Raw genomic sequence first — 26862 nt, 5'->3', positions numbered from 1 at the left:
TGCAGTAATAATGGAACAGACCTGTTCTGATTCGTTTGAGGGAGGTCCTCATGTCCGATTCCGGCCCCGCAACCGTCACGGCAGGCACTTCGGCCGGTGCCGATCCGCTGCCCGAACGCGTTCCCGTCCTGATCGTGGGCGGCAGCATCGTGGGGGCCTCGGCCGCGCTGTTCCTCACCGCCCGCGGCGTCACGCCCGTCCTGGTCGAGAAGCACGCGGCGGTCTCGACCAGGCTGCGCGCCAAGCTGTTCTATCCACGCACGATGGAGGCGTATCGCTCCGTTGGTGTCGACCAGGACGTCTATGCCGTCCAGCACCGCCTCCCGCCTGCCGACCACGCCGCGGTGGTCGCCTCGCTCGCCGGCCCGGAGTTGCGGCGCTGGCGGCTGCCGGCCGCGCAGGACTTCAGCAGCGTCTCGCCATGCCCCAGCGCCTTCCTCAAACAGGCCGACCTGGAGGAGGTCGTCCGCGCGCACGCACACGCCGCCGGCGCCGACCTGCGATTCGGCCACCGCCTGGTCGAACTGCGCCGGCACGAGGACCAGGTCGTGGCGCGCATACGCGGCGCCGACGGCAGCACCTACACCGTGGCGGCCGACTATCTGCTGGCCGCGGACGGAAACGGCAGCGCTGTCCGCGAGAGCCTGGGCATCGGCCGCAGCGGCAACGAGGTCATCGCGCACGTCATGGAGATCGGCTTCGAAGCCGACATGCGCAAGGTGCTCGACGGCCGCCGGCTCGCCCTGGCCTTCACCGGCCCGCCCGAGCACGCGTACCTGTCCTGGAACACCGCACAGGACCGCGGGACGGTGTCGGTGACCTATGATCCCGCGCTCAACGATCCGGCGACGTTCGATGTCCAGCGGTGCCGTGGGATCGTCGCACGCGCGCTCGGGCTGCCTCCATCCCGTTTCACGCTCACCGGTCGCCGCCCCTGGCAGATGGGCGGCTGGGTGGCTGACTCCTACCGTGCCGGCCGGGTCTTCCTGCTCGGCGACGCGGTGCACGTCACGCCGCCAACCGGCGGCTTCGGCGCCAACACCGGCATCCAGGACGCCTGGAATCTCACCACCAAACTGGTCTCGGTCCTGCGCGGCCACGCCGACCCGCGGCTACTGGAGGACTACGAGCCCGAGCGCCGCGTGGTGGGCCGGATCACGGTGGAGCAGGCGCTGCTGCGCGCCCGCGACCGTGCCCGGGTCCCGATCGAGGACCGTCCGCTGCTCAGCGAGGCGGCGGTGTCCATCGGCTACCGCTATCCCATGCCTGGTGACGACCCTGCCACCGCCGATCTACCGGTGGCCGGGGAACCGGACCGCTGGCGTGGCGAGCCCGGCACCCGGCTGCCACACCTGCCCCTCAGCGGCCAGGACGGGCCCGGCTCCACGCTCGACCTGGTCCGCGACGGCCGCTACCTGCTTCTCGCCGGACCCGAAGGACGCCTCTGGCTACAAGCCGCACACCGGCTGGACCCGCACGGCACCTTCCTCAACGCAACGCTCCTGCCCCACCGGATCACCTCAGCAGCGGCACGCCCCGCCAACGCCTGCGGCATCGGCGACGATGGCGCCCTGCTGATCCGTCCCGACCACGTGATCGCCTGGCGCGCTCCCCACGCCGCCCCCGACACCCTCGCCGCCGCCGTACAACGAGCGCTGGGAGCCGCCCGCCCAGCAGCACGCTGAGACAGCAGAACACACGATTTCCATGGGGAGAAGTGGGATCCCGAGAGCGAAGGCGAGCTCGTGCGCAGGATGCCACGGATCGCTCGCCACCTGGGCCTCGAATGGGTGTGAGCCATGAGGCGGACCACGTCGTGACTGACGTGGTCCGCGCGATGGAGGTCTTCGAGCGCGAGCAGGGCTTCAGGGGCGGGTGAGCCAGGTGTGCAGGTGGTGGGCTGTGGTGGTGAAGGCGCTGGAGGTGGGGCGGGCGGCTGCGTTCGCGAGGGTGGGGAGGGAGCCGTGGGCGTCGGCCCAGCGGGCGGCGTCCGTGGCGAAGCGGAGGGCGCGGGCGTGGCCGGCGTGGGCGCGTTCGCCTGGGGACGGGAGGTAGATCGGCAGGAGGCCGGTCAAGATGGCCCAGACCTCGCGGTGGGCGCCTGATCGGGCGCAGTGGTCCAGTGCTTCCATGACGGCGCCGTCCAGCGTGGTCACGGCCAGCTCGTCGGCGCCCACGCCCAGGTGGAGCGGATCGCCGCCGCCGACGCGGGCCAGCGCCTCGCGCAGCGGCCCGTTGACGTCCACGTTGGTGGTGCCCCGGTCGAGGATGTCGCCGTCGAGCGCGGCCAGGTCGAGCCTGGCGTACACGCCGCCGCAGGCGGAGAACGACTCCAGCCGCAGCCGCGAGCCGTCGCAGGTGACCACGGGATCGCGGGTCCAGCCCGGCCTGGGCTGGTGATAGCGCGTCATCGCCACGTCGGCCAGGGCGAGCAGGCCCGCCGCGGCAGGCTCCGCCTCGGTGATCAGCCCGCTGAAGAAGCGCGGGTGCCGCTGAGGGCCGGACAGCGCGCGGCCACCGGAGGTGGACAGGCCGAGCCGCGAGCCGTCGAGCGTGGAGGGGCGGGCGTAGGAGTACGCCTGGACCGCAGTCGTCATGGCGCAGACGGTAGAGATCACCTCCGACAAACCTAGAATGCGGCGGGTGAGGTTCGAGGTCTTCGGGGTGGTTCGTGGGTGGCGTGACGGGGTCGAGCTGGAGCTCGGCTCCCCGCAGCAGCGGCTGATCCTGGCCGCGCTGCTGCTGGCCAGGGGCCGGGTGCTGAGCCTGGACCAACTGGTCGACGTGCTGTGGGAGACGGATCCGCCGAAGACGGCGGTCAACGCCGTGCGCACCTACGTCTCGCGGCTGCGCGGCGCGCTGGGGCCCGAGGCGATCGTCACCGTGGGGTCCGGCTACCAGGTGAGCGCCGAACTGGATCTGGAGGAGTTCGAGGCGCTGGCGGCCAAGGCCGAGGGCGCCGCGCCCGCCGAGGCGAGCGACTGGCTGCGCCGCGCGCTGGCGCTGACGGCGGGCGAGCCGCTGAACGGGCTGCCCGGCCACTACGCGCAGGCGCAGCGTGCCCGGCTGATCGAGGCGCGGCTCGACGTCCACGTCCGCGCCGTCGAGGCCGACCTGGCCCTGGACCGCGCGTCCTCGCTGGTGGGCGAGCTGACCGAGCTGTGCGCCGCGCACCCCACCTGGGAACGGCCGCGGGCGCTGCTGATGCGCGCCCTGTACCGGTCGGGACGGCAGGCCGAGGCGATCGGCGCCTTCCACGACACCAGGCGGCTGCTGGCGCAGGAGCTGGGTGTCGAACCCTCCGCGGAGCTGGCCGCCGTCTACCAGGAGATCATCACCGCCCGTCCCGACACGACGCCCGCTCCCGTGCGGACGGTCGTGGTGCCGCGGCAGCTGCCCCTCGGCGTGCCGGACTTCACCGGCCGCGGGAACGAGACGGCCGCCATGGCCGAGGCGCTCACGCCGGGGACCGCGCTGGTGGTCTCCGCGGTGGCGGGGCAGGGCGGGGTGGGCAAGACCACGCTGGCCGTCCACGTCGCGCACCGGCTCGCGGACCGCTTCCCCGACGGACAGCTCTTCGCCGACCTGCTCGGTTCCGGCCCCGCGCCGGCCGAGCCCGAAGGGGTGCTCGGCGGGTTCCTGCGCGCGCTCGGCGTGCCCGAGCCGCCGGACGAGCTGCGAGAGCTGTCCGCGATGTACCGTTCCATGCTCTCCGACCGGCGGTTGCTGGTCGTGCTGGACAACGCCGCCTCCGCCGCCCAGGTCGAGCCGCTGCTGCCCGGTACGCCCGGCTGCGCCGTCGTCGTCACCAGCCGTGCCCGGCTGACCGGCCTGACCGGCGCTCAGCACCTCGACCTGGAGGTGCTCGAGCCCGGCGAGGCGCTTGAGCTGCTGGAGAAGATCCTCGGCCCGGCACGGGTCGCCGCCGAGCGGGACGCCGCGGTGGACCTCGTGGCGGCCTGCGGGTTCCTGCCGCTGGCGATCAGGATCGCGGCCGCGCGGCTGGCCGCCAGGCCGGGCTGGACGCTGGCCTGGCTGCGTGACCGGCTCATGGACGAGCGGCGGCGGCTGGCGGAGCTGCGGGTCGGGGACCTGGCCGTGGAGTCGTGCTTCGCGCTGGGGTACGACCAGCTGGAGCCGCGCCTGGCCCGGGCGTTCAGGCTGCTGGCCGTACCGGACATGCCTGATGTCTCGCTGCCCGCCGCGGCCGCGCTGCTCGGGCTGGACTCTTTCGAGGCCGAGGAGCTGTGCGAGGAGCTCGTCGACCTCAGCATGCTGGAGTCGCGCTCGCCCGGCCGCTACCGCTTCCACGACCTGCTGCGCGCGTTCGCCAGAAGCCGGGTCGACTCTGAAGCCGACGAGGCGCTCGATCGGCTGCTCGGTTACTACGCCGCGGCCGTGGCCAACCGCTTCCGCTCGCTGTTCCCCGGCGACCAGCGCGCCGAACTGGTGCCCACCGGCGAGTGCGACGACGCGTTCGATCCCGCGGAGACCGACGCGCTGCTGTCAGTCGTACGGCAGGCCGCCAAGCGCGGCCACGCCAACCGCTACCGGCTGACCTGGACCGTGGACATGCTGACGGACGTCGCACCCGAGTCCATCGCGCTGCCCCACACCCTGGACCTCCTGGTCGCGCACGCCGCCGGCGACCCGCGAGCCGAGGCCCTGGCCCGCTACGTCCGGTCGACCGTCTTCGCGTTCGACAGCCAGGCCCGGCGCTTCGATGCCAGGACGGCCCTCGACCTGGCCCAGGACGACCTGTACGTGCGGGCCGCCGCCAGCGCCACCCTCGGCGGCCTGGCCTACGACGACGGCGACTACCAGGCCTCGGTCGAGTACCTCAGGCAGGGCGTGGAGGTCTTCGCCGCCCGCGGCGACAGAGGCGCCCAGGCCCTCTGGCTCGGCCTGCTGGCCCGCTCGCTCGGCGCCGCCGACGATCCCGGCCAGGCCGTGCAGGCGGCCAGGGAGGCCTACCGGATCCACGCCGAGCTCGGCGGCGGCACCCCGCGGCATCCGTGGGCGCCCTACCAGTTCGGGCTCACGCTGCAGGCCACGGGCTTGCTGGAGGAGGCGTCACGGATGTTCGAGGCCGCGGTCGTCGGCTTCCGTGAGATCGGCGAGCTCGACTGGATCGGCACGTCCGCCACCCGCATGGCCGAGATCCACCTCGCGCTGGACGATCCCGCCCGTGCCCTGGAACATGCCGAGCAGGGCCTCGCCGCGCTGCAGGAGTGCGGCGACGAGCACTGGCAGGGCAAGGCCCTGATGATCCTCGGCCAGGCCCTCACCGCCACCGGCCACCAGGAACGCGGCCACGCCTGCTACGTCGAGGCGCTGGAGATCTTCGACCGGCTCGGCCTGCCGGAGGCCGAGCAGGCCAGGGCCGAGATCGACGCTCAGCCCAGCTCGGCGGCCTCGGCGCGGAGCTTCTCGCCCTTGGCGTAGGCCTGCTGCTTGAGCTCGGCCTGGAATTCCACCATCCGCTCCCGCAGCCCCTCGTCGGAAGCCGCCAGGATCCGTACGGCCAGCAGCCCCGCATTGCGGGCACCGCCCACCGCGACCGTGGCCACGGGGACACCCGCCGGCATCTGGACGATCGACAGCAGCGAGTCCATCCCGTCGAGGTACTTCAGCGGCACCGGCACCCCGATGACCGGCAGCGGGGTGACCGAGGCGAGCATCCCGGGCAGGTGGGCGGCGCCGCCGGCGCCGGCGATGATGACGCGGATGCCGCGGGAGGCCGCCTGCTTGCCGTAGGCGATCATCTCCTCGGGCATGCGGTGGGCAGAGACGACGTCCGCCTCGAACGGCACGCCGAACTCGGCGACGGCCTCGGCCGCCAGCCGCATCACCGGCCAGTCGGAGTCGGACCCCATGACAATCCCGATGCTCATGTGTACTCCCCGGTGGTGAGGTAGACGGCGGCGTGGCGGGCGCGGGCGCGGACCGTCTCCAGGTCGTCGCCCAGCGCCGTGACGTGGCCGATCTTGCGGCCCGGCCGTACCTGCTTGCCGTAGAAGTGGACCTTGATGCCGGGGTCGTGGGCCATCACGTGCTCGTAGCGGTGGAAGATCTCCTCGCCGCCGATCAGGTTGGCCATCACCACGACGGGGGCCGTCATCGCGGGCGAGCCGAGCGGCAGGTCGAGCACGGCACGCAGGTGCTGCTCGAACTGGGAGGTGAGCGCGCCCTCGATGGTCCAGTGGCCGCTGTTGTGCGGCCGCATGGCCAGCTCGTTGACGACGAGCCCACCCTGCGTCTGGAACATCTCCACCGCGAGCAGGCCCGTCACGCCGAGCGAGTCGGCGATCTCCAGAGCGATGCGCTGCGCCTGAGCGGCCTCCTCGGGGTCGAGCCCGGGCGCGGGCGCCAGGACCTCGACGCAGATGCCGTCCTGCTGGACCGTCTCCACGACCGGGTAGCTGACGCCCTGCCCGTGCGGCGAGCGCACCACCAGCACGGCCAGCTCCCGCTCGAAGGGCACGAACGTCTCGGCCATCAGCGGCACGCCCGAGGCGACGACGTCCTCAGCATCCGAAATTTCGCGACAAATCCACACGCCGCGGCCGTCGTAACCCCCGCGGACGGCCTTGAGCACCACAGGCCAGCCGTGCTCGTCCGCGAACGCCGAGACGTCGGCCGTGGAGGTCACGCGCGCCCAGGCGGGGCACGGCGCGCCGATGGCCGTCAGCCGCTCGCGCATCACGGCCTTGTCCTGCGCGTGCACGAGGGCGTCCGCGCCGGGGTGCACGGCGATGCCGTCCGCGGTCAGCGCCCTGATGTGGTCGGTAGGCACGTGCTCGTGGTCGAAGGTGACCACGTCGCAGCCCTTGGCGAACTCGCGCAGGTCACCCAGGTCGCGGTAGTCGCCGATCCGCGTGTCCACGATCACCCGCGCCGCGCTCTCGTCGGGGGTGTTGGCCAGGACCCGCAGCTCCACCCCGAGCGCGATCGCGGGCTGCTGCGTCATCCTGGCCAGCTGACCGGCGCCGACGATGCCGACGACCGGCCCGATGGGGCTGTAGGAACTCACGTCCGCTGAGCTTACCTGCGCAGGAGACCCACGGTCGCGCACCGGTTCCCGGCCGTGACCACGCTGGCCAGCTCGACGGTCTCCGTACGGCCGGCCGTACGGCGGATCCGCAGCGCGTCGAAGACCAGCAGCTGCGTGCTCGACAGGGCCACCGCCCGGGCGCCCCCGTCGACGAACTCCACGTCGGCGATCCCCGCCCGCAGCCCCTGCAGCGGATCCCCGGCAGGGAAGCGGACCCCCTGGACCCCGGCCGGATCGGTCAGGAACGTCAGGTGCCGCTGCGGAACCAGGCCCGCCTCCACGGCCAGGTCCGGATCAGCGGTGGCCCCCGGCGTGTGCGCGGGCGGGCGGCCGATGACGGGAATGGGGCCCGCGCCCAGCCGCCACCGGTTGTCCTCCAGCACGAAGACGAAGTACGCGGGCGACGGCTTGCGCGCCAGCGCGGCGAACCAGTCGTCCGCGTCCGGCAGCAGGAACTCCGGGTCGCCGTATCGGGCTGGGCGGCCGTTCCGGGTCGCCTCACAGGCACGGCCGCCCAGCGTCCTGGCCGCCCACGTGACCAGGTCGTCGACGGCCGCGCAGTCGTGCTGCGACAGGGCCTTGTCGAGGCGGTCGAGCAGCTGGAAGGCCTGCTCGGCCGTCGCCTCGTCGACGCGGTGGGCGGAGATCGACGGGGCGGCCTGCTCGGGGGGCACGGTGACGCCGGTGCCGGCCGTACCGCATCCCGCCAGGACGAACAGGGCGCCGAGGATGGCGAGCAGGCGTCGCGGCAAGGGTGATCCCGAGGTCGTGGGCCGTCCGGGGCGCCCCGCCCCGACCGGATGCGCCCTGCGATCTGAAACCGCAGCGTAATGCCCAGCTATCGGGAATGCCGCCCATAGGGCGATATTTCTAGAAGTGTTCCTTCAGGTTCCCTGGCTCCAGCCCCCGGCGCCGATCGTCACCGGTAGTCTGGGGTGGTCATGCCTGTTATGAGACCGGGGACGTGGATTTGATCAGACGCCTCTACCAGCGCTTCGCAGCCCTGGTCCACGAGCTCGCCAAGTTCGGCGTGATCGGCGCCATCGCCTTCGTCCTCAGCTACGGCATCCGCAACCTGCTCTGGGTTCTGTGGGGCTCAGAGGGCACGATCACGGCCACCGTCATCGCGACCGTGATCGCCACCACCTTCGCCTATGTGGGCAACCGCTACTGGACCTACCGGCACCGCGACCAGAACGGGCTGGGGCGCGAGTACCTGCTGTTCTTCATGCTCAACGGCATCGGGCTGCTGATCGAAGTGCTGTGCGTGGGGTTCAGCAAGTACACGCTCGGCTTCCAGAGCCTGCTGGCCAACAACATCGCGTCGCTGATCGGCACGGGGTTGGGCACGCTGTTCCGCTTCTGGTCCTATCGCCGCTGGGTGTTCCTGGAGGCCACCGAGCCGATCCCGGCCGAGCTGCCCGAGGTCAAGCAGGGCCGCTGACCACGCGGTTGCGCCCGTTCTGCTCGGCCGGACGCAGGAAGATCGCGAAGGCGGCGGGCCGCCGCCGCACCAGCTCCAGCCGGCCGCCGTCGGAGGCGGCCATCGCGCGGGCCAGCGTCAGCCCGAGGCCCGTGCCCCCGCCGCCGCTCACGTTCCGCTCGAAGACCTTCGGCGCGATGTCGTCGGCGATGCCGGGCCCCTCGTCGGACACCTCCACGACCACGTAGTTGTCGCTCACGGTGGTGTGGACCTTGACCGCACCGCCGCCGTGCCGCAGCGAGTTCTCCAGCAGCGAGGCGATCACCTGGCCGAAGCCGCCCGTGGTGGCCATCGCCTTCAGCCCGCGCGCGCCCTCCAGCCGCAGGTGGCGGCCGACGCCGCGGAAGACCGGGTCCCACTCCTTGACCTGCTGGTCCAGGATGTCGTCGATGGCGACGGGCTCCGCCTGCGACTGGCGCTGGCGGCGGGCCGCGGACAGCAGCTCGTCGATCACGGCGGTGAGCCGTTCCGCCTGCACGATGGCGGCCTCGCCCTCCTCGCGTACGATCACCGGCTGGTCGGAGGCCGCCACGATCTCCTCCAGGCGCATGGTGAGCCCGGTCAGCGGGGTGCGCAGCTGGTGCGAGGCGTCGGTGGCGAACTCCCGCTCGCGCGTGAGCAGGTCGGAGATGCGGGTGGCGCTGCGGTCGAGCACCTCCGCCACCCGATCGAGCTCGGGAATGCCGTAGCGGTGTTTGCTCGGTCTCGCGTCGCCTGACCCGAGCCGGTCGGCGATCTTCGCCAGGTCCAGTAGCGGCAGCGTCAGCCGCCGTGATTGGACGATCGCGAGCCCCACCGCCACCGCTAGAGCCGCGACGGCCAGGGCCACGATCAGCAGCAGGCGTGCACGCACGTCCTGCTCGACTTGGTCCTTGTCACGGCTCACCCGGACGTAGATCCCGCTCTCCGACTGGGCGTCCTCGGTCATCTGGTGACCGGACGGCGGTGCGGTGCCGACGATGGTCGCCTTGGGCGGGGTCCCGCGTTCGTATATCTGGATGTAGCGGTCAGGGTATTTCTGCGCGAGTTGCTGGGGATCGAGTGGCGTCTCCTGGATACGGGCGTACTCAACCTCACCCACCAGGCGGGTCGCCTCCGCCCTGAGCTCCTGAGCGGCCTCGTCGACGATGAGGCGGCTGACCACGATCCCCAGGGGAACCCCGAGCAGGAGCACCGCTATGACAGCGACGACCAGGGTGGACGTGAGCAGACGTCGACGCATCGCCTACTCGCGCTCGAACCGGAAGCCGACTCCTCGAACGGTCGTGATGTAACGCGGCTTCGCGGCGTCGTCGCCCAGCTTGCGCCGAAGCCAGGAGATGTGCATGTCGAGGGTCTTGGTGGAGCCCCACCAGTTGGTGTCCCACACCTCGCGCATGATCTGCTCGCGGGTGACCACCTTGCCGGCGTCGCGCACGAGCACGCGCAGCAGGTCGAACTCCTTGGTGGTGAGGTGCAGCTCCTTCTCCCCCATCCAGGCGCGGCGGGAGTCGGCGTCGATCCGCACCCCCTGGACCACCGGGGTTTCCGACGTGCCGCGCCGCAGGAGCGCGCGCACGCGCGCGAGCAGCTCGGCCAGCCGGAACGGCTTGGTCACGTAGTCGTCCGCGCCGGCGTCCAGGCCGACGACGGTGTCGACCTCGTCCACGCGTGCGGTCAGAATGAGCACCGGAGTGCCGTGGCCCTCGGCCCGGATCCGGCGCGCCACTTCCAGGCCGTCCATCTCGGGCAGGCCCAGGTCAAGAACGATGAGGTCGATCCCCCCCGACAGAGCCCTCTCCAGGGCCTGGGGGCCGTCGGGGCTCACCTCAACCTGATAGCCCTCGCGGCGCAACGCACGCGCGAGCGGCTCTGAAATCGAGGTGTCATCCTCGGCGAGAAGTACGCAGGTCATGAAGCGATCGTAGGACCTTAGGCGATCGTTTCCCGGGTGCAGCGCGCGGTTTGACTCGTCGTTGACCTATCCATTGACCTGGGCAAACGCGGATAAATGTCGGCCAGTCCCGATTAAAACACCCGGGATTTCCCGGAGCCCGCATCATCGGCCCCATGGAACCCGTGCGCCTCACTCGCCACTTTCACACAGCCCATTCTTGCGCGCCAAGGGCGATTTCCACCCATATACAAACAAGCCTCGAATTTCCCACGAAAGGCAATAGCGGGTGCAAAAAGTGCAATGAAAAACGAGCGGGCCCGCTGCGAGGCAGCGGGCCCGGAAGCCAAGGGGGTTCAGTCGGCCGACGAGGGTTCGGCGTAGCGGGCGAGGTAGAGCTGCTCACCGAGGCTCTGGATGAGGGCGAGCTCGGTCTCCAGGTAGTCGATGTGGAGCTCCTCGTCCTGGAGGATGTCCTCGAAGATGCGGGCCGAGGTGGCGTCGCCCTTCTCGCGCATCAGCTGGATGGCCGGGCGCAGCCGCTGCACTACGGCCAGCTCCACCTCCAGGTCGGCGCGGAGCTGCTCCTCGACGGTCTGCCCGATGTGGAGCGTGCCGAGGCGCTGGTAGTTGGGCAGGCCCTCGAGAAAGAGGATGCGGTCCGTGAGGCGCTCCGCGTGTCGCATCTCGTCGATGGACTCTGCACGGGTGTGCTCCGCCAGCTTGGTGTAGCCCCAGTGCTCCTGCATCTTGGCGTGCAGGAAGTACTGGTTGATCGCGGTGAGCTCGGCCGTGAGCTGCTCGTTCAGCAGCTCGATGATCTGCTTGTCGCCCTGCATTGAACGGGCCCCTTGTGCTTGCTATGCGGTCGTGAGTTCTTCAGACCTTTTCAGGATCGCACAGATCTTCCGCACGCAAGATGCACAGTCGCCGCCCGCGCCCGTGGTGTCGCGAACCTGCCGCGCGCTCTTCGCGCCGGCAGCGATGCAGTCGTGGACCTCGTTCTCGGTCACAGCACGACAAACGCAGACATACATCTGGGGGCAGGCCTCTCAGGCAGATAGGTTAGGCACGCCTAAGATACCTGCCTTCGGTAAGGCTTGCCTATGTTAAGTCCGCCACAGATCAGTAACCCCTGGCTATCCATTCGCCCAGGTGAGGGGCCTCTGCCCCGATTGTGGTGGAATCGCCGTGCCCGGTCTTCACCACAGTCTCAGGAGGCAACACCAGCAACCGGGTCCTGATCGAGTCGATGATGGTCTCGAAGGACGAGAACGACCGGCCCGTCGCGCCCGGCCCTCCCTTGAACAGGGTGTCACCGCTGAAGAGCACGCCCTGCCCCAGCAGGCACACGGCCCCCGGCGAGTGCCCAGGGGTGTGCATCACCTCGAAGGTCACCCCGCCGACCTCGAGCTTCTCGCCGTCGCGCAGCGGCGTGTACGGCACGGCCTCGCCGTACACCGCCTCCCACAGCATGTGGTCGGCGGGGTGCAGCAGGATCGGCGCGCCCAGGTCGGCGGCGGCGTTGATGTGGTCGTTGTGGCCGTGCGTGCACACGACGGCCTTGATCGTCCGGTCGCCGACGCGGTCGAGGATCGCGGAGGCCGAGTGCGCGGCGTCGATGACGATCACCTCGCGGGCGTCACCGACGATCCAGACGTTGTTGTCGACCTCCCAGGTGCCGCCGTCCAAGGAGAACGTCCCGGAGGTGATGACGCGGTCGATCACAGGACCACCACCGAGCGCAGCACCTCGCCGCGGTGCATCTTGGCGAAGGCCTCCTCGACCTGGTCCAGCCCGATCCGCTCGGAGACGAACTTGTCCAGCGGCAGCCGGTTCTGCAGGAAGAGGTCGATGAGCATGGGGAAGTCGCGGCTCGGCAGGCAGTCGCCGTACCAGGAGGACTTCAGCGCGCCGCCGCGGCCGAAGACGTCGAGCAGCGGCAGGTCGAGCGTCATGTCGGGCGTGGGCACGCCGACCAGGACCACGGTCCCGGCCAGGTCGCGGGCGTAGAAGGCCTGCTTGTAGGTCTCGGGCCTGCCGACCGCGTCGATCACGACGTCGGCTCCGTGGCCGCCGGTCAGCGACCTGATCGCCTCGACCGGGTCGGTCTCCGCGGAGTTCACTACGTCGGTGGCGCCGAAGCCGCGCGCCCACTCCAGCTTGCGGGGGTCCACGTCGACGGCGATGATCCTGGTCGCGCCCGCCAGCGCGGCGCCCAGCACGGCCGCGTCGCCCACGCCGCCGCAGCCGATGACGGCCACGCTGTCGCCGCGGGTGACCCCGCCGGTGTTCATGGCCGCGCCGAGCCCGGCCATCACGCCGCAGCCGAGCAGCCCGGCCACCTCGGCCGGCGCCTCGGCGGAGACCTTGGTGCACTGCCCGGCCGCGACCAGCGTCTTCTCCAGGAAGGCGCCGATGCCGAGCGCGGGCGACAGCTCCGTGCCGTCCTTCAGCGTCATCCTCTGGGCGGCGTTGTGGGTGTTGAAGCAGTACCAGGGCCGCCCGCGCAGGCAGGCGCGGCACTGGCCGCAGACCGCGCGCCAGTTGAGGATGACGAAGTCGCCCGGCGCCACGTCGGTCACGCCCTCGCCGACCGCCTCGACGACGCCGGCGGCCTCGTGGCCGAGCAGGAACGGGAAGTCGTCGTTGATGCCGCCCTCGCGGTAGTGCAGGTCGGTGTGGCAGACCCCGCACGCCTTGACGTTCACGACCGCCTCGCCGGGACCCGGATCGGGCACCACCACGGTCTCGAGGGTTACTTCCTGGCCTTTACCTCGGGCGATGACACCCTGCACTTCGTACGGCATGTCAGCATCCTCCGTTCAAGGCGATGATCTCCGCAAGACGTAGGGCTGCACCACGCCGAGTCCGCGGGCGGGACGCCGCCGGATCTTGTGCACCTCGACGGCCTGCGCCCCCTCCACCTGGGAGGCCAGCTCGGAGTCGACCACGATCGTGCCGGGCCGGGCGATGGCCGTCAGCCGCGCCGCCAGGTTGACCGTGGTGCCGAAGATGTCGCCCATCATCGGCAGCACGGGCCCGTAGGCCATGCCGATGCGCAGCTCCCCCGTCTCGATCAGCTCGAGCGCGATCTCGGCGGCCTGCCCGGCGGTGGGCGCGGTGAACAGCACCTCGTCGCCCAGCGTCTTGACCAGCCGGGCGCCGTGCCCGGCGATGACGTCGGCCGCGCGGGCCTCGAACCCCTCCACCAGGTCGCCCAGCTCGCGCTCGTCCAGCTCCCTGGCACGACGGGTGAAGGAGACGAGGTCGGCGAAGCCCACCGCGATCGAGACGCGGGTGGGCACCAGCTCCTCGTTGATGTCGGCGATGGCCAGCAGCCGGGTGCCGGCCGCGGCCAGCTGCTCGCGCCAGACGTGCACCAGGACCTGCTCGAAGTCGGGCAGGAGCTGCTGGGCCGTAGCCAGCACGCGGGCCAGATCGGCGTCGGAGGCCTCGCGGTCGCGCGGCAGCATCGCGCCGATCATGATCTCGGCCTGCCACTGGGCCAGCCTGGCCGTGGTCTGGCCGAGAGCGCGGGCCATCCGGATGGTCGTCTGCTCGTCGAGCAGCCCGCTGTCGAGCATCGCGCGGACCCGGCCGAGCATGGCGACGTCGGCGTCGGTGAAGGCCACGGTGTCGTCGGACAGCGTGGCGAAGCCGAGCGCGCGCCAGATCCGTTCGGCCAGCTCGGAGGGCACGCCTGCCTTGGCCGAGACCTCCGACCTGGTGTAGCGGGCGGGGTGGCCGACCAGCAGCCGCTCGATCTCCTCGGCGGTCGGCCTGCGTGAGGTGTCCACGCCCTGCAGGCTACTGGCCGTCCACCTGGCCGTCGGAAATGTCCTCCACGGCGCGGAACAGGTCGGCCCTGACGTCCTGGATCCTGGGGATGTCGCGCAGCACGAGCTGGCCCTCGTCGCTGGCGGACTCGACGGTCAGCGTGCCGCAGCCGAGAATGCGCTCGAAGAACGTCTGGTCGGAGCTCACCGAGTTGACCTTGGTCAGCGGGATCTCGTCGGTCGACTTGTTCAGCACGCCGGTGCTGATCGTGAAGCGGTGCGAGGTGAGCACGTAGCCGGTGTTGCGCCACTGCAGGTAGGGCACGAACGACCAGACGGTCAGCAGCAGCACCGCGATGACGCCCGCCGCGACCCTGCCGTAGAAGGCGTACTGCCACGTGCTGGGGATGAAGAACAACGCGGCGCCGAAGGCCAGCACGATGAGCACGAGCGCGATGAAGGGCACGACCATCCGCTTCCAATGCGGATGGAACGACCGGATGCGCTTCTCGCCGGTCGTCAGATGGTGGTCCGGGAGGGTCATGGCCCACATCGTGCCACCTGGGCAGCCCCAGAGCTACGAAGACGGGCGAACGTGGACCACGTCGCCGGCGCTCAGCGTGTGCGTCCGCCCGCCGGCGTTCACCTGGAGGCAGCCGGCGTGGTCCACACCGGTGGCCTGTCCGGTCAGCAGGATGCCGCCCGGCAGCTCGACCCTGACCTGCTGCCCGATCGTGGCGCTCGCGGCCTGGTAGGCGGCCCGCAGCCCGGCCGCGTCGGCGTTTCCCCCGCCGGCGACCCAGTCGCGGTAGTGCCGCTCCAGCTCCCTGAGTACGGCCCGCAGCAGCGGGTCGCGGTCGAGGCAGGCGGCCTCCTCGATGGCCAGCGAGGTGGCGGTCTCGACGGGCAGCTCGGAGCTCTTGAGCGACACGTTCAGCCCCATGCCGATGACGACGGCGTCCTCCACCCGCTCGGCCAGCACGCCCGCCAGCTTGCGCTCGCCGATCAGCAGGTCGTTGGGCCACTTCAGGCGCACGTCCACCTCGGCCAGGCGCCGCAGCGCCGAGGCGGCGGCCACGCCGAACAGCAGCGGCAGCCAGCCCTGCACGGTCGTCGGGAGCGTGGGGCGCAGCAGCACCGAGAACGTCAGCCCAGAGCGTGGCGGCGCGGTCCAGGTCCTGCCGAGCCTGCCGCGCCCGGCGACCTGCGACTCGGCCACCAGCACGGCGCCCTCCCGCGCGCCCGCGCGGGAGGCCTCGGCCAGGTCGGCGTTGGTGGACCCGGTGCTGTCGACGACCGTGATGCCGGTCCACAGGCCGCCCGGCTGTACGAGGGCGCGCTCGAGGGCAGCCTGGGAGAGCGGCGGGCGCTCGAGGTCTGAGTATCGTGAAACGGCCATCTCCCCATCTTCGCGGAACGTCCGTGGCGGTCATCGCCGGGGCTCGGCTGTCCCTCGGTCGAGGCCCCGGGCAGGATGGAGGGATGAACCCGCGTAACTGGGCCTCCTGGCGCCCGTTCGGCCTCGGGCTGCGCAAACCGAACAACTACCTGGAGCTGTGGAAGGCGTTCAAGTCGGTCAAGGGCAACCGGCGCTACGCCTGGCGCATCCTCAACCAGGGCACGTGCGACGGGTGCGCGCTCGGCACGCACGGCATGCGGGACTGGACGATGGACGAGATCCACCTGTGCAACATCCGGCTCCGGTTGCTGCCGCTGAACACGATGCCCGCCCTGGACCACCGGAAGCTGGGCGACATCTCGGGGCTGGCGGGCATGAAGAGCGCCGAGCTGCGGGAGCTGGGCCGCCTGCCGTACCCCATGCTGCGCAGGAAGGGAGACAAGGGGTTCACCCGCGTCTCCTGGGACGAGGCGCTGCGCGTCGCGGCGGAGGCGCTCAGCGGCGCTCGTTTCGGCACGTATCTGACCAGCCGTGGCGTGCCGAACGAGAACTACTACGCCGCGCAGAAGGCCGTGCGGGCGATGGGCAGCAACAACGTCGACAACGCCGCCCGCATCTGCCACTCGCCCTCGACCGTGGCGCTCAAACAGACGATCGGCGCGGCGGCCACGACCTGCTCCTACACGGACTGGATCGGATCCGATCTGATCGTCTTCATCGGCTCGAACCCGGCCAACAACCAGCCGGTCGCCATGAAGTACCTCTACCACGCCAAGAAGGCCGGCAGCCGGATCGCGATGGTCAACACCTACCGCGAGCCGGGCATGGACCGTTACTGGGTCCCGTCGAACGCCGAGTCCGCGGTCTTCGGCACGAAGATCACCGACGAGTTCTTCGGCGTCAACGTGGGCGGCGACATCGGCTTCCTGACCGGCGTGCTCAAGCACCTGATCGAGAACGACTGGGTGGACAAGGAGTTCGTCGGCTCCCGCACCAGAGGCTTCGACGAGGTACGGCAGGCGGCCGCGGACCAGCCGTGGGAGCGGCTCGAGGCGATCTCCGGGGCCTCGCGCGCGGACATGCTCCGCCTGGCCAGGCAGCTCGGCGAGGCCAGGTCGGCGGTGCTGGTCTGGTCGATGGGCATCACGCAGCACACCTACGGCGAGGACAACGTCCGCGCGATCGTGAACCTGGCGCTGGCCAGGGGCTTCCTGGGCCGCGACGGGTGCGGGCTGATGCCGATCCGCGGGCACAGCGGCGTCCAGGGCGGGGCGGAGATGGGCGCCTACGCCACCGGCCTGCCGGGCGGCCTGCCGATCACGCCGGAGAACGCCGCGAAGTTCACCGGCCTGTGGGGCTTCGAGGTGCCGGCGACGCCGGGCCTGACCGCGACCGAGATGATCGACGCGGCCCACTCCGGCGACCTGGATGTGCTGATCTCCTCGGGAGGCAACTTCCTGGAGGTGCTGCCCGACCCGGACCACTGCCGGCAGGCGCTGTCGCGGCTCGGCCTGCGCATCCACATCGACATCGTGCTGTCCTCGCAGATGCTGGTGGACGGCGACGTCCTCCTCCTGCCCGCGCAGACCCGCTATGAGATGGTCGGCGGGGTCACCGAGACCTCGACCGAACGGCGCATCATCTTCTCTCCCGAGGTCGAGGGCCCGCGCGTCGGCGAGGCCTGGCCGGAGTGGAAGATCTTCACCGAGCTGGCCTCCCGCATCGGACCCGACATCCGTTTCACCGGGACCCCGCAGATCCGTGCGGAGATCGAGCGGGCCGTCCCGTTCTACGCGGGTATCTCCGCGCTGAAGAGCTTCGGCGACAACGTCCAGTACGGCGGGCGCCACCTGTTCTCCAACGGCCGCTTCCAGACCGCGGACGGCCTGGCGGCGTTCTCGGTGGTGAAGATGCCCGACCTGGAGCGGCCCGATGGCGCGTTCATGGTGGCGACGCGGCGGGGCAAGCAGTTCAACAGCATGGTCCACGAGCGCCGCGACGGCTTCAACGGCGCCACACGGGAGGCGGCATTAATGAGCGACTACGATGCCGACCGCCTCGGCCTGGCCGACGGCACGGCGGTCGAGCTGCGCGCGGACGGGCGCTCCTACCAGGGCAGGGTGCTGCGGGCGCCGCTCATGCCGGGCAACCTGCAGATCCACTGGCCGGAGGGCAACGTGCTGCTCGACGAGGCCCGCCGCTCCCCCGACGCCAAGATCCCCGACTACAACGCTCTCGTCACGGTGCACAAGCTATGACCACTCCGACCCGGCCCGGCCCCACAACCCGCGCCCGAATCCGCGAGATTTCCGGAAATGTCGCCCGCGATCGGCGCGACGACCTCGCCACCGAGGAGCCGATGGAGATTCGGCTCATGGGCGCCGACGGCGCCCACAAGACGCTGGCGATCACCATGCGCACCCCCGGCCACGACTTCGAGCTGGCCACCGGGTTCCTGAACGGCGAGGGCATCGGCGGCATCGCGGCCATCGCCTACTGCACCGACGACGACGTCGAGCCGGAGGCCCGCTACAACGTCGTCACGGTCCACCTGCGTGGCCGCATTCCCGAGCTGCCCAGCCTCGACCGGCACTTCATGACCTCGAGCGCGTGCGGGGTGTGCGGCTCGGCCAGCCTCGACGCGCTGCGCGACCGCTGCTCCCCGCTGCCCGCCGACCCGCTGCGGCTCACCCCGCAGACCCTGTACGGCATGCCGTCCGCGCTGAGGAAGGCGCAGGGGGTGTTCGGGAAGACCGGAGGGCTGCACGCCGCGGGGCTGTTCACCGCCGAGGGAGAGCTCCTGGCCGCCCGCGAGGACGTGGGCAGGCACAACGCCGTGGACAAGCTGGTCGGCTGGGCGGCGATGCAGGGACGGCTGCCGCTGCGCGGGCACGTGCTGATGGTCAGCGGCAGGGCCAGCTACGAGATCATGCAGAAGGCGCTGGCCGCGGGGATCCCGGCGGTGTGCGCGGTGTCGGCGCCCTCGTCGCTGGCCGTGGACCTGGCCCGCGAGTTCGGGATGACACTGGTCGGTTTCCTGCGTGAGGAGCGGTGCAACGTCTACGCAGGCGCCGAGCGGATTGTGGAATAAAGCATTCCGTTCTGCTATGCTGGAGGCACATCCTCTCGAAAGGGACGACCATGAGCGAGATCCGTGACTTCCGCATCGACATCCCGCAGTCCGACCTCGACAGCCTGCGGAGCAAGCTGGCGGACGTGCGCTGGCCCGCGCAGGTCTCCGGCACCGGCTGGAGCAGGGGCGTCCCCGTGGACCACCTCAAGGATCTGGTCGCGTACTGGGCCGACGGCTACGACTGGCGCGCGTGGGAGAAGCGGCTCAACGCCCACCCGCAGTTCGTCACCGAGATCGACGGCCAGGACATCCACTTCATCCACGTCCGCTCCTCCCGTGAGGACGCCCTACCGCTGCTGCTCGCGCACGGCTGGCCCGGCTCGATCGTGGAGTTCCTGGACGTGATCGAGCCGCTGTCGGCCGACTTCCACCTGGTCATCCCCTCCCACCCGAACTTCGGCTTCTCCGGCCCGACCGCCGACGCCGGCTGGGACTCCTTCCGCATCGCCAAGGCCTACGCGCAGCTGATGGCGCGCCTCGGCTACGACCGCTACGGCGTGCAGGGCGGCGACTTCGGCGCCTTCATCGCTCCCGACCTGGGCAGGGTCGCCCCCGAGCACGTGGTGGGCGTGCACGTCAACGCGGCCACCGCCGGTTTCATCCCGTTCGGCGGGGTGGAGGAGGAGACCCTGGCCAGTCTCACCGACGGGGAGAAGGTCCGGCTCGAGCGGATGCAGAACTTCCTGTCCGACGGCAATGGCTACTTCCAGATCATGGCGACCCGTCCGCACACGATCGGGTTCGGGCTCGCGGACTCGCCGGTCGGGCTGCTGGCCTGGATCGGGGAGAAGATGCACGACTGGGCCTACCCGGCCGGCTCGATCGACCGCGACCACCTGCTGACCAACGTGATGGTCTACTGGCTGACCAACACGGGTTCGTCGTCGACGCAGATGTACTACGAGTCCATGCACACCGGCAACTGGCCCACGCCCTCGCAGACGCCGACGGCCGTGGCCAACTTCGCCGAGGACATCGCCATCCGGCGCTTCTCCGAGCCGCTGAACAACATCGTGCGCTGGACCGAGTACGACCGTGGCGGCCACTTCGCCGCGATGGAGGCGCCCGACCTGCTCGTCTCCGACGTACGCGAGTTCTTCAGCTCTCTGCGGTAGGCATCCAGTGCCTGGCCGGGTCGTAGTCGAGCCACCCGTTGGCCCGCACGGCCCGGCCGACCGCGTCCAGGAGCAGGGGCAGCAGCGGGTGCCGCTCGCCCTCGCGCCACAGCAGCGACCAACCGTACAGCGGGGTGGGCCCGACCAGCGGCACCCGCCTGAGCCCCGCCGCGACCGGGGCCTCGGCGGGCAGCAGGATGTAGTGCCCGGGAGTGGCCCGCAGATGGTCCAGGTTGGCCTCCATGCCCAGGTTGACCCCGCCGAAGGCGTGCGGCAGCCCGAACTCCTCGGCGAACAGCCGCAGGAACTCCAGCCTCGCCGCGTCGGCGGGGAACCACAGCTCGCCCGCCCGCAGATCCTCCGGCCGCAGCCGTCCGGCTGCGGCCAGCGGGCTGTCCTGGCTCATCACGGCGGCCACCGGCTCCAGCCTGACCAGGCGCCGCGCCAGCCCGTCGGGCAGCGGCCCCGCCGGCGCCCAGCCGAAGCCCGCGTCCAGCTCGTCGCGCCGCAGGCCGGTGATCGCGGCCGCGACGTCGGAGCGCATGCCGAGCGCCAGGTCCAGCTCCGGCTCCAGCTCGACAAGCAGGCGCACCATGCGCTGCGGCCCGTACAGGTGGCTCCACACGTCCAGGCGCAGCGGCCGGTCGTCGTGGACGGCCGCCGCCACGGCGCGGTCGGCCGCGCGCAGCGTCTCGACGGCGGGCTCGAGGAAACGCCTGCCCGCGGCGGTGAGCTCGACCGCGTGGCCGCTCCGGTCGAACAGCCGGGTGCCGAGCACCTCCTCGAGCCGGGCTATCCGCTTCGACAGCGCCTGCTGGGTGAGGTAGAGCTCGGCGGCGGCCTGGCCGAAATGCAGCCGCCCGGCGGTGACCACGAACGCCCTGACCTGGGCGAGGTCCAGATCCACCCCGTTCACCTCCCCTGACAACCGCCCGTTGTCGAAGCCGCGAAAGAGCTGTTGGACGCCCCTCGGCCGGCCCCGCTTACCTGGTTTCGGACATTCCACCGAAACTCTAAGGGGTCTCCATGAAGGCGCTCCTTCCCACCGGCGTGCCCGGGAGCTTGGTCGAGCCTGGCTCGGTCGACCAGCCCGAGCCAGGACCCGGTGAGGCGCTGGTCAAGGTCGAGGCGTTCTCGATCAACCGGGGCGAGGTGCTCCAGCTGCACCGCCCGCGGCCCGGCTCACGGCCGGGCAAGGACGTGGCCGGGCTCGTCGTGCAGGCCGCGGCCGACGGCTCGGGGCCGCGCGTGGGTCAGCGGGTCGTCGCCCACCTGCCGGACGCGGGCTGGGCCGAGTACGCGGCGGCGCCCACGGACGCGGTCGCGGTGCTGCCCGACTCGGTGTCCACGGTCACCGCGGCGGCGCTGCCGCTGGCCGGGCTCACCGCGCTGCGGCTGCTGCGGACGGCCGGGTGCGTGGCCGGTTGCAAGGTCCTGATCACCGGGGCGTCCGGCGGTGTGGGCCACTATTTCGTCGAGCTGGCCGCCGCGGCGGGCGCGAGCGTCACCGCGGTCACCGCCTCGCCCGAGCGCGGGCGGCGGCTGCTCGAGCTGGGGGCCGCGGCCGTGGTGCACGACCTGGACGACGCCCGCGGGCCGTTCGGCTCCGTGCTGGAGTCGGTGGGCGGCGCGTCGCTGCCGCGGGCGCTCGCGCTGCTCGCCCCGGGCGGGAGCCTGCTCTGGTTCGGCCAGGCCTCGCGGGAGCCCGCCACGCTCAGCTTCTTCGACTTCTTCAAGGGGCCGCTGTCGGCGACGATCCGCCACTTCAGCTACGCCGACTCGGCCGAGCCGTACCGGACGGATCTCGAGGCGCTGGTGCGGCTGGTCGCGGACGGGCGGTTGCACCCGGAGATCGGGCGCCTGGCCGACTGGAGCAAGACCGCCGAGGCCCTGGACGACCTGCGCGAGCGCCGGATCACCGGCAAGGCCGTGCTGACGATTGGACAGTGAGATGACCGCTTTGACCGTTGACCGGATCACCATGACCACGCGGCAGCGGCTGGTCCTGATGCTGCTGCTCGGCTCGCAGTTCATGCTGGCCGTGGACTTCTCGATCCTGAACGTGGCGCTGCCCGAGATCGGCAAGGGGCTGGGGTTCTCGATGGAGAACCTGCAGTGGATCGCGACCGCGATGATGCTGCCGTCGGCCGGGTTCACGCTGCTGTTCGGCCGCATCGCCGACCTGGCGGGGCGGCGGCGGATGCTGCTGGCCGGCATGGTGCTGCTTGCGGCCGGGTCGCTGGCCGGCGGGCTGGCCGAGTCGCCCGGCGTGCTGCTGGCCGCCAGGGTGGCGCAGGGCCTGGCCGCGGCGCTGGCGACGCCCGCCGCGCTGTCGCTGCTGACCACGTCCTTCCCCGAGGGTCCGCTGCGCGACAGGGCGCTCGGGCTGAACGGCACGCTGATGTCGGCGGGCTTCACCGCGGGCGCCGTGTTCGGCGGGCTGCTGACCGACCTGCTGAGCTGGCGGTGGGCCTTCTTCGTGAACGTGCCCGTGGCCGCGGCGGTCGTGCTGGCCGCCCCCGGGCTGCTGCCGGAGAGCCGCGCCGAGGAGCGGACCGGGCTGGACGTGCCGGGCGCGCTGACCGTGACCGGCGGGATGCTCGCCCTGGTCTACGGCGTCACCACCGCCTCGTGGCCGGCCCTCGCGCTGGCCGTGGCGCTGCTGGCGGCGTTCTGGCTGATCGAACGGCGCGCGGCTGCTCCGCTGGCGCCGATCGGGGTGCTGACCAGGCACACCGTGCGCGGCGGGAACCTGGGCGGGCTGGTCACGTTCACGATGGAGAGCTCGCTGATCTTCCTGCTCACGCTCTACCTGCAGGACGTGCTGTCCTACACGCCGCTGCAGACCGGGCTGGTCTTCGCCGTGCTGGGGGCGGCCGCCTTCGCGGGCGGGCTGCTGGCGCCCAGGGTGATCGGCCGGGTGGGCAACCGGGCGGCGCTGGTCGGCGGGCTCGTCCTGCAGGGCGTGGCGACCGGCTCGCTGGTCCTGCTCGGGCAGGGCGGCGCCGGCTCGCTGATCCTGGTGCTGGCCGTGCCCGCCGCCGGAGCCGTCGGCCACCTGGTCGCGATCGTGTCGTACATGGTGACCGCCACCTCCGGGCTGCCCGACAGCGAGCAGGGGCTGGCCACCGGGCTGGCCTCGATGACCCAGCAGGTGGGCGTCACGCTGGGCATCCCGGTGATCAGCGCGGTGGTCGCGGCGGGCGACTCGGTCCTGGCGGGCGTGCACACGGCGACCCTGGTGAACGCCGCCATCGTGCTCGTGGGAGCGGCGGCCGTCCGCTGGATCCTCCGCCCATCGCGGAACGAAGTCTTCCGCGATAGGTCATAGCGTCGCTCCCATGAAGCCTTTCCGCATCGGCATCCCCCAGTCCGACCTCGACGACCTGCGCGACCGGCTGGCCGGCACCCGCTGGCCGGCCCGGCTGCCCGGCGCCGACTGGAGCCGCGGGGTGCCCGTCGCCTATCTGAAGGACCTGGCCGGATACTGGGCCGACGGGTTCGACTGGCGGGCCCAGGAGGCGCGGCTCAACGCCTTTCCGCAGTTCACCACCGAGATCGACGGTCAGCCGATCCACTTCTTCCACATCAGGTCGGCCGATCCCGGCGCGTTGCCGCTGATCATCACGCACAGCTGGCCGAACTCGGTGGCCGAGTTCATGAACGTGCTCGGGCCGCTCTCGGAGACCTTCCACGTGGTGGCGCCCTCGCTGCCCGGGTTCGGCTTCTCGCCCTTCCCCGAGCCGGCCGACGAGCGGCCGTGGAGCATCGAGCGGGTCGCCCTCACCTGGGCGGAGCTGATGGCCAGGCTGGGCTACGAGCGGTACGGCGCGCACGGCAACGACGCGGGCGCGCTGGTCTCGCCCCGGCTCGCGGTCGTGGCGCCGGAGCGGGTGGTGGCCGTGCACATCACCGCCGGGCTCGGCATCCCCGCCGGTGACTGGGGTCCCGGCAGCGGGTACGGGCCCTACCTGGCCAACCGGCCGCAGACGCTCAGCTACGGCTGGGCCGACTCGCCGATCGCGCAGCTGGCCTACCTGGTCGAGCGGTTCCACGAGTTCGACCAGACGACCGAGGAGAACCTCGACCGCGACCTGGTGCTCACCAACGCGTCCCTGTACTGGCTGACCAACACGGGTGGATCGTCCTCGTGGACCTACTACGAGGGCGCGGCGGGGCTGCCGATCGACCAGGACCTGGTGCCGACGGGCGTGTCCCACGGCGGCCCGGAGGAGTTCCGGCGCAACGCCGAGCGCGGCAACGACATCACCCACTGGGCCGACAACCCGCACACCAGCCACATGGTGGCGATGGCCACCCCGGAACCCCTGATCGCCGACATCCGCGCCTTCTTCGCGCAGGAGGCGCCGGCCATCCGGGGGGCCGGGCGGGCGATCTAGCCGGTGTTCTGCAGGCCGGCCGCCACGCCGTTGACCGACAGGAGCAGGAGCGTCGACAGGCGCTCGCGCTCCTGCTCGCCCACCTCGCCGGTGCGCAGCGCCGCCAGCGCGCGCAACTGCAGGTGGGACAGCGCGTCCACGTACGGGTCGCGCAGCTGTACGGCGCGCGAGAGCACCTTCCTGTTCTCCAGCAGCCGCGTGTGCCCGGTGACCTCGAGCACGAGCCGCCTGGTCAGGTCGTACTCCTTGAGCACCTGCTCGGCGAAGTCCTTGCGGCCGCCGAGCGCCAGGTAGCGCTCGGCGATCGAGCGGTCGGTCTTGGCCAGCGACATCTCGGCGTTGTCGAGCATCGCGTTGAACAGCGGCCACTCGGCGTAGGCGGCCCGCAGCTCCTCCAGCGAGCCGACGGAGGCGAGCCCGCTGCCCAGGCCGTACCAGCCGGGCAGGTTGACCCGGGTCTGCGCCCAGGCGAACACCCACGGGATGGCCCGCAGGTCGTCCAGCGAGCGCGGCGCCCCGAGCCCGCGCCTGGCGGGGCGGGACCCCAGGCGCAGTGAGCCGATCTCCTCAAGCGGGCTCACCAGCGCGAACCACTCGGGGAAGCCCGGGTCCTCCGTCAACCCCCGGTAGGCCTGCTCCGAGGCCTGCGCGACCTGGGCGGCCAGCGGCCTGAAGCGGTCGGCGGCGGCAGCCGTACGGGATCCGACGGACGGTGAGGAGGCCATCAGGACGGCGTTGGTGACCTGCTCCATGTGGCGGCGGGCGATCGCGGTGTGGCCGTAGCGGGCGAAGATGACCTCGCCCTGCTCCGTCACCTTGAAGCGGCCGGCGACCGAGCCCGGCGCCTGAGCGAGCACCGCCCGGTTGGCGGGGCCGCCGCCGCGGCCGAGCGCGCCGCCGCGGCCGTGGAACATGCGCAGCTTGACCTCGTTGCGCTGCGCCCAGGCGGTGAGCTCCTCCTGCGCCTCGTAGAGCTTGAGCGTGGCCGCCGCGGGGCCGAGCTCCTTGGCGGAGTCTGAGTAGCCCAGCATGATCTCCATGCGCCGCCCGGTGGCCGCCAGCCTGGCCTGGACCTGGGGCAGCTCCAGCATCCCCGACAGGACCGCGGGCGAGTTCTCCAGGTCCTGGCCGGACTCGAACAGCGGCACCACGTCCAGCGCCGGCGCCTTGGCGCCCAGGGCGTGCTCGGCCAGCTCGTAGACGGCCGCGACATCGTCGGCGGTGCGGGTGAAGGAGACGACGTAGCGGGAGCAGGCGGTGACGCCGAAGCGCTCCTGGATCCAGCCGATCACCCGGATCGTGGCCAGGACCTCCTCGGTGCGCTCGGACAGCTCGCCGCCGGCCCTGATCTCCTCCAGGGCGGCCGCATGCACCTGGGAGTGCTGGCGCACCTCCAGCTCGGCCAGGTGGAAGCCGAACGTCTCGACCTGCCAGATCAGGTGCTGCAGCTCGCCGTAGGCCTGCCGTGCGGCGCTGCGGGCCAGGGAGTCCTGGGCCAGGCGCAGGTCGGCGAGCAGGTCGGCGGGCGAGCGGTAGGCCAGGTTGAGGTCGCTCTCGCGGGTGGCGGCGATGCGGGCCGCGACGAACAGCAGCCACTGCCGGTGCGGCTCGTCGGGCGAGCGGGTGGCCAGCTCGGAGACCTGGTCGGGGTTGGCGTCCTCGGCCTGGCGCAGCCCCGCGCGCAGTTCGGGCGAGGGCGGGGTGAACTGGGCCGTGGCGGTGATCGTGCGGGCGATCCGGGTGCAGGCGGCCTCGAGCGCGCTCAGCACGTGCTCGGCCTGGATGAGGATGGTCTCGCGGGTGACGCGGGCGGTGACGTTGGGGTTGCCGTCGCGGTCGCCGCCGATCCAGCTGCCGTAGCGGATGTACGGCTTGGCCAGCGGCGGCCGGGTGCCGCTGCCCGCACCGAGCGCCTTGTCCAGCGACCGGTAGACCTGCGGCACCATGCGGAACAGCGTCTCGTCGAAGGCCGCCATCGCGGTGCGGACCTCGTCGAGCGGGTCGAGCTTGGTGTTGCGCAGCTGGGCGGTGCGCCAGAGCAGGTCGATCTCCTCGAGCAGGCGGCGCCTGCTCTCCTCGCGCTCGGAGGCGCCCCTGCCTGGGGTGTTGTACTCGGTGAGCTGCCCGCTGATGCGCTGGATCGCGGTGACCACGGCCCGGCGGCGCGCCTCGGTGGGGTGCGCGGTCAGCACCGGGTGCAGCTCGAGTCCCTCGACCAGCTCGGCCACGCGCTCGCGGCCCAGCTCCTCGACGGCCTGCGCCAGCGACTCGCGCAGCGGCTCGCCGTCGGTGTCGCGTTCGCGCAGCGTGCGGATGCGGTAGTGCTCCTCGGCGAGGTTGGCCAGATGGAAGTAGCAGGTGAAGGCGCGGGCGATCTGGACCGCCCGGTCGATCTCCCACCCGGCCACCATGGCGGCGATCTCGTCGCTCGAGACCTCGCCCAGGCGCGCGGCGATCACGGACTTGCGCAGCCGCTCGACGTCCTCGAGCAGGTCTTCGCCGCCCTGCTCGGCGATCACCTGGCCGAGCAGCTTGCCGAGCAGGCGCACGTCGTGGCGCAGCTCGTCGGGCATCTCGGTGACGGCCTCGCTGCGACGCTGGACCCCCTGGTCAATCATGCTCCGAG

Annotated in this window: 24 protein-coding genes; 9 read left to right on the top strand and 15 right to left on the bottom strand. The window is 71.5% G+C overall.

Going from position 1 to position 26862, the window contains the following annotated elements; translation table 11 throughout:
• Nucleotides 1-50: 50 nt before the first annotated feature.
• Nucleotides 51-1685 carry an FAD-dependent monooxygenase gene (locus tag KIK09_RS20655; RefSeq protein WP_214320913.1) on the top strand — a complete coding sequence of 545 codons (1635 nt, stop codon included), beginning with the start codon at nt 51-53 and terminating at the stop codon, nt 1683-1685.
• Nucleotides 1686-1865: 180 nt separating this feature from the next.
• Here the strand turns inward: KIK09_RS20655 and KIK09_RS57865 are convergent, their stop codons facing one another.
• Nucleotides 1866-2597: a hypothetical protein gene (locus tag KIK09_RS57865; protein ID WP_250573525.1), complete on the bottom strand. Its 732-nt coding sequence runs from the start codon at nt 2595-2597 to the stop codon at nt 1866-1868.
• A 46-nt stretch (nt 2598-2643) separates the two neighbouring features.
• Here KIK09_RS57865 and KIK09_RS20645 point away from each other — a divergent pair, with 46 nt between their 5' ends.
• A complete protein-coding gene (locus KIK09_RS20645) occupies nt 2644-5445 on the top strand; it encodes an AfsR/SARP family transcriptional regulator (RefSeq protein WP_214320912.1) in 2802 nt (933 codons plus the stop codon).
• On the opposite strand, the gene purE is transcribed toward KIK09_RS20645, so the two are convergent.
• Genes purE through KIK09_RS20630 form a run of 3 tightly spaced genes read right to left on the bottom strand, consistent with a single transcriptional unit; the run spans nt 5397 to nt 7806 of the window.
• Nucleotides 5397-5894, bottom strand: coding sequence for a 5-(carboxyamino)imidazole ribonucleotide mutase (gene purE, locus KIK09_RS20640; protein WP_214320911.1), 498 nt, complete (start codon nt 5892-5894; stop codon nt 5397-5399). The genes KIK09_RS20645 and purE overlap by 49 nt on opposite strands.
• Entirely contained in the window at nt 5891-7033 is a 1143-nt protein-coding gene (locus KIK09_RS20635) for a 5-(carboxyamino)imidazole ribonucleotide synthase (protein WP_214320910.1), read from the bottom strand. Before KIK09_RS20635 ends, purE begins: the two co-directional genes overlap by 4 nt.
• A gap of 11 nt (nt 7034-7044) precedes the next feature.
• Nucleotides 7045-7806: a YajG family lipoprotein gene (locus tag KIK09_RS20630; protein ID WP_214320909.1), complete on the bottom strand. Its 762-nt coding sequence runs from the start codon at nt 7804-7806 to the stop codon at nt 7045-7047.
• 212 nt (nt 7807-8018) lie between these two features.
• Here KIK09_RS20630 and KIK09_RS20625 point away from each other — a divergent pair, with 212 nt between their 5' ends.
• Nucleotides 8019-8498: a GtrA family protein gene (locus KIK09_RS20625; RefSeq protein WP_214320908.1), complete on the top strand. Its 480-nt coding sequence runs from the start codon at nt 8019-8021 to the stop codon at nt 8496-8498.
• Here KIK09_RS20625 and KIK09_RS20620 read toward each other — a convergent pair.
• The 9 genes from KIK09_RS20620 to KIK09_RS20580 form a co-directional block, all read right to left on the bottom strand.
• Complete coding sequence (locus KIK09_RS20620) at nt 8482-9759, bottom strand: ATP-binding protein (RefSeq protein WP_214320907.1); 1278 nt, start codon at nt 9757-9759, stop codon at nt 8482-8484. The genes KIK09_RS20625 and KIK09_RS20620 overlap by 17 nt on opposite strands.
• A gap of 3 nt (nt 9760-9762) precedes the next feature.
• A complete protein-coding gene (locus tag KIK09_RS20615) occupies nt 9763-10431 on the bottom strand; it encodes a response regulator transcription factor (RefSeq protein WP_043620820.1) in 669 nt (222 codons plus the stop codon).
• A gap of 335 nt (nt 10432-10766) precedes the next feature.
• Nucleotides 10767-11249, bottom strand: a complete 483-nt coding sequence (gene bfr / locus KIK09_RS20610; RefSeq protein WP_214320906.1) for a bacterioferritin — start codon at nt 11247-11249, stop codon at nt 10767-10769.
• A gap of 21 nt (nt 11250-11270) precedes the next feature.
• The gene (locus tag KIK09_RS20605; protein WP_214320905.1) at nt 11271-11447 is read right to left on the bottom strand and encodes a (2Fe-2S)-binding protein; all 177 of its coding nucleotides are present in this window, start codon (nt 11445-11447) and stop codon (nt 11271-11273) included.
• Between the two features lie 88 nt (nt 11448-11535).
• The gene (locus KIK09_RS20600) at nt 11536-12138 is read right to left on the bottom strand and encodes an MBL fold metallo-hydrolase (RefSeq protein ID WP_214320904.1); all 603 of its coding nucleotides are present in this window, start codon (nt 12136-12138) and stop codon (nt 11536-11538) included.
• Nucleotides 12135-13220: an S-(hydroxymethyl)mycothiol dehydrogenase gene (locus tag KIK09_RS20595; protein ID WP_214320903.1), complete on the bottom strand. Its 1086-nt coding sequence runs from the start codon at nt 13218-13220 to the stop codon at nt 12135-12137. The genes KIK09_RS20600 and KIK09_RS20595 overlap by 4 nt, the downstream gene beginning before the upstream one ends.
• A gap of 15 nt (nt 13221-13235) precedes the next feature.
• Complete coding sequence (locus KIK09_RS20590; RefSeq protein WP_214320902.1) at nt 13236-14210, bottom strand: adenylate/guanylate cyclase domain-containing protein; 975 nt, start codon at nt 14208-14210, stop codon at nt 13236-13238.
• Between the two features lie 10 nt (nt 14211-14220).
• A complete protein-coding gene (locus KIK09_RS20585) occupies nt 14221-14733 on the bottom strand; it encodes a PH domain-containing protein (protein ID WP_214320901.1) in 513 nt (170 codons plus the stop codon).
• 33 nt (nt 14734-14766) lie between these two features.
• Nucleotides 14767-15588, bottom strand: a complete 822-nt coding sequence (locus KIK09_RS20580) for a biotin--[acetyl-CoA-carboxylase] ligase (RefSeq protein WP_214320900.1) — start codon at nt 15586-15588, stop codon at nt 14767-14769.
• A gap of 83 nt (nt 15589-15671) precedes the next feature.
• Between KIK09_RS20580 and KIK09_RS20575 the strand changes: the two genes are divergently transcribed.
• Genes KIK09_RS20575 through KIK09_RS20565 form a run of 3 tightly spaced genes read left to right on the top strand, consistent with a single transcriptional unit; the run spans nt 15672 to nt 19836 of the window.
• Nucleotides 15672-17846, top strand: coding sequence for an FdhF/YdeP family oxidoreductase (locus KIK09_RS20575; RefSeq protein ID WP_214320899.1), 2175 nt, complete (start codon nt 15672-15674; stop codon nt 17844-17846).
• Nucleotides 17843-18679: a formate dehydrogenase accessory sulfurtransferase FdhD gene (fdhD, locus tag KIK09_RS20570; RefSeq protein WP_214320898.1), complete on the top strand. Its 837-nt coding sequence runs from the start codon at nt 17843-17845 to the stop codon at nt 18677-18679. The genes KIK09_RS20575 and fdhD overlap by 4 nt, the downstream gene beginning before the upstream one ends.
• A 50-nt stretch (nt 18680-18729) precedes the next feature.
• On the top strand, nt 18730-19836 hold the full coding sequence (locus KIK09_RS20565) for an epoxide hydrolase family protein (protein ID WP_214320897.1): 1107 nt from the start codon (nt 18730-18732) through the stop codon (nt 19834-19836).
• On the opposite strand, the gene KIK09_RS20560 is transcribed toward KIK09_RS20565, so the two are convergent.
• Nucleotides 19820-20743 (bottom strand): LysR family transcriptional regulator, encoded by a 924-nt coding sequence (locus KIK09_RS20560; RefSeq protein WP_214320896.1) that lies wholly within the window; start codon nt 20741-20743, stop codon nt 19820-19822. The genes KIK09_RS20565 and KIK09_RS20560 overlap by 17 nt on opposite strands.
• A gap of 119 nt (nt 20744-20862) precedes the next feature.
• Between KIK09_RS20560 and KIK09_RS20555 the strand changes: the two genes are divergently transcribed.
• From KIK09_RS20555 to KIK09_RS20545, 3 genes are read left to right on the top strand one after another with little or no spacing between them, the layout of a single operon-like run.
• Entirely contained in the window at nt 20863-21786 is a 924-nt protein-coding gene (locus KIK09_RS20555; RefSeq protein ID WP_214320895.1) for a zinc-binding dehydrogenase, read from the top strand.
• Between the two features lies 1 nt (nt 21787).
• The gene (locus KIK09_RS20550) at nt 21788-23167 is read left to right on the top strand and encodes an MFS transporter (RefSeq protein WP_214320894.1); all 1380 of its coding nucleotides are present in this window, start codon (nt 21788-21790) and stop codon (nt 23165-23167) included.
• A 10-nt stretch (nt 23168-23177) separates the two neighbouring features.
• The gene (locus KIK09_RS20545; RefSeq protein ID WP_214320893.1) at nt 23178-24236 is read left to right on the top strand and encodes an epoxide hydrolase family protein; all 1059 of its coding nucleotides are present in this window, start codon (nt 23178-23180) and stop codon (nt 24234-24236) included.
• Here KIK09_RS20545 and KIK09_RS20540 read toward each other — a convergent pair.
• Nucleotides 24233-26854, bottom strand: coding sequence for a phosphoenolpyruvate carboxylase (locus KIK09_RS20540; protein ID WP_250573523.1), 2622 nt, complete (start codon nt 26852-26854; stop codon nt 24233-24235). The genes KIK09_RS20545 and KIK09_RS20540 overlap by 4 nt on opposite strands.
• Nucleotides 26855-26862: the final 8 nt, after the last annotated feature.

Origin of the sequence: Nonomuraea sediminis (genome assembly GCF_018531495.1) — a bacterium.
GTDB classification, from domain to species: Bacteria; Actinomycetota; Actinomycetes; order Streptosporangiales; family Streptosporangiaceae; genus Nonomuraea; species Nonomuraea sediminis.
Note: the sequence above shows the minus strand (reverse complement) of the source record. Positions and strands in the feature narration are given on the sequence as shown.

Excerpts from the sequence above, each read along its gene's own strand:
- KIK09_RS20540 (WP_250573523.1), bottom strand. The coding sequence starts at position 26,854 with ATGATTGACCAGGGGGTCCAGCGTCGCAGCGAGGCCGTCACCGAGATG.
- KIK09_RS57865 (WP_250573525.1), bottom strand. The coding sequence starts at position 2,597 with ATGACGACTGCGGTCCAGGCGTACTCCTACGCCCGCCCCTCCACGCTC.
- KIK09_RS20620 (WP_214320907.1), bottom strand. The coding sequence starts at position 9,759 with ATGCGTCGACGTCTGCTCACGTCCACCCTGGTCGTCGCTGTCATAGCG.
- KIK09_RS20580 (WP_214320900.1), bottom strand. The coding sequence starts at position 15,588 with ATGGCCGTTTCACGATACTCAGACCTCGAGCGCCCGCCGCTCTCCCAG.
- fdhD (WP_214320898.1), top strand. The coding sequence starts at position 17,843 with ATGACCACTCCGACCCGGCCCGGCCCCACAACCCGCGCCCGAATCCGC.
- KIK09_RS20655 (WP_214320913.1), top strand. The coding sequence starts at position 51 with ATGTCCGATTCCGGCCCCGCAACCGTCACGGCAGGCACTTCGGCCGGT.
- purE (WP_214320911.1), bottom strand. The coding sequence starts at position 5,894 with ATGAGCATCGGGATTGTCATGGGGTCCGACTCCGACTGGCCGGTGATG.
- KIK09_RS20585 (WP_214320901.1), bottom strand. The coding sequence starts at position 14,733 with ATGACCCTCCCGGACCACCATCTGACGACCGGCGAGAAGCGCATCCGG.
- KIK09_RS20605 (WP_214320905.1), bottom strand. The coding sequence starts at position 11,447 with ATGTATGTCTGCGTTTGTCGTGCTGTGACCGAGAACGAGGTCCACGAC.
- KIK09_RS20545 (WP_214320893.1), top strand. The coding sequence starts at position 23,178 with ATGAAGCCTTTCCGCATCGGCATCCCCCAGTCCGACCTCGACGACCTG.
- KIK09_RS20615 (WP_043620820.1), bottom strand. The coding sequence starts at position 10,431 with ATGACCTGCGTACTTCTCGCCGAGGATGACACCTCGATTTCAGAGCCG.
- KIK09_RS20595 (WP_214320903.1), bottom strand. The coding sequence starts at position 13,220 with ATGCCGTACGAAGTGCAGGGTGTCATCGCCCGAGGTAAAGGCCAGGAA.
- bfr (WP_214320906.1), bottom strand. The coding sequence starts at position 11,249 with ATGCAGGGCGACAAGCAGATCATCGAGCTGCTGAACGAGCAGCTCACG.
- KIK09_RS20550 (WP_214320894.1), top strand. The coding sequence starts at position 21,788 with ATGACCGCTTTGACCGTTGACCGGATCACCATGACCACGCGGCAGCGG.
- KIK09_RS20555 (WP_214320895.1), top strand. The coding sequence starts at position 20,863 with ATGAAGGCGCTCCTTCCCACCGGCGTGCCCGGGAGCTTGGTCGAGCCT.
- KIK09_RS20575 (WP_214320899.1), top strand. The coding sequence starts at position 15,672 with ATGAACCCGCGTAACTGGGCCTCCTGGCGCCCGTTCGGCCTCGGGCTG.
- KIK09_RS20565 (WP_214320897.1), top strand. The coding sequence starts at position 18,730 with ATGAGCGAGATCCGTGACTTCCGCATCGACATCCCGCAGTCCGACCTC.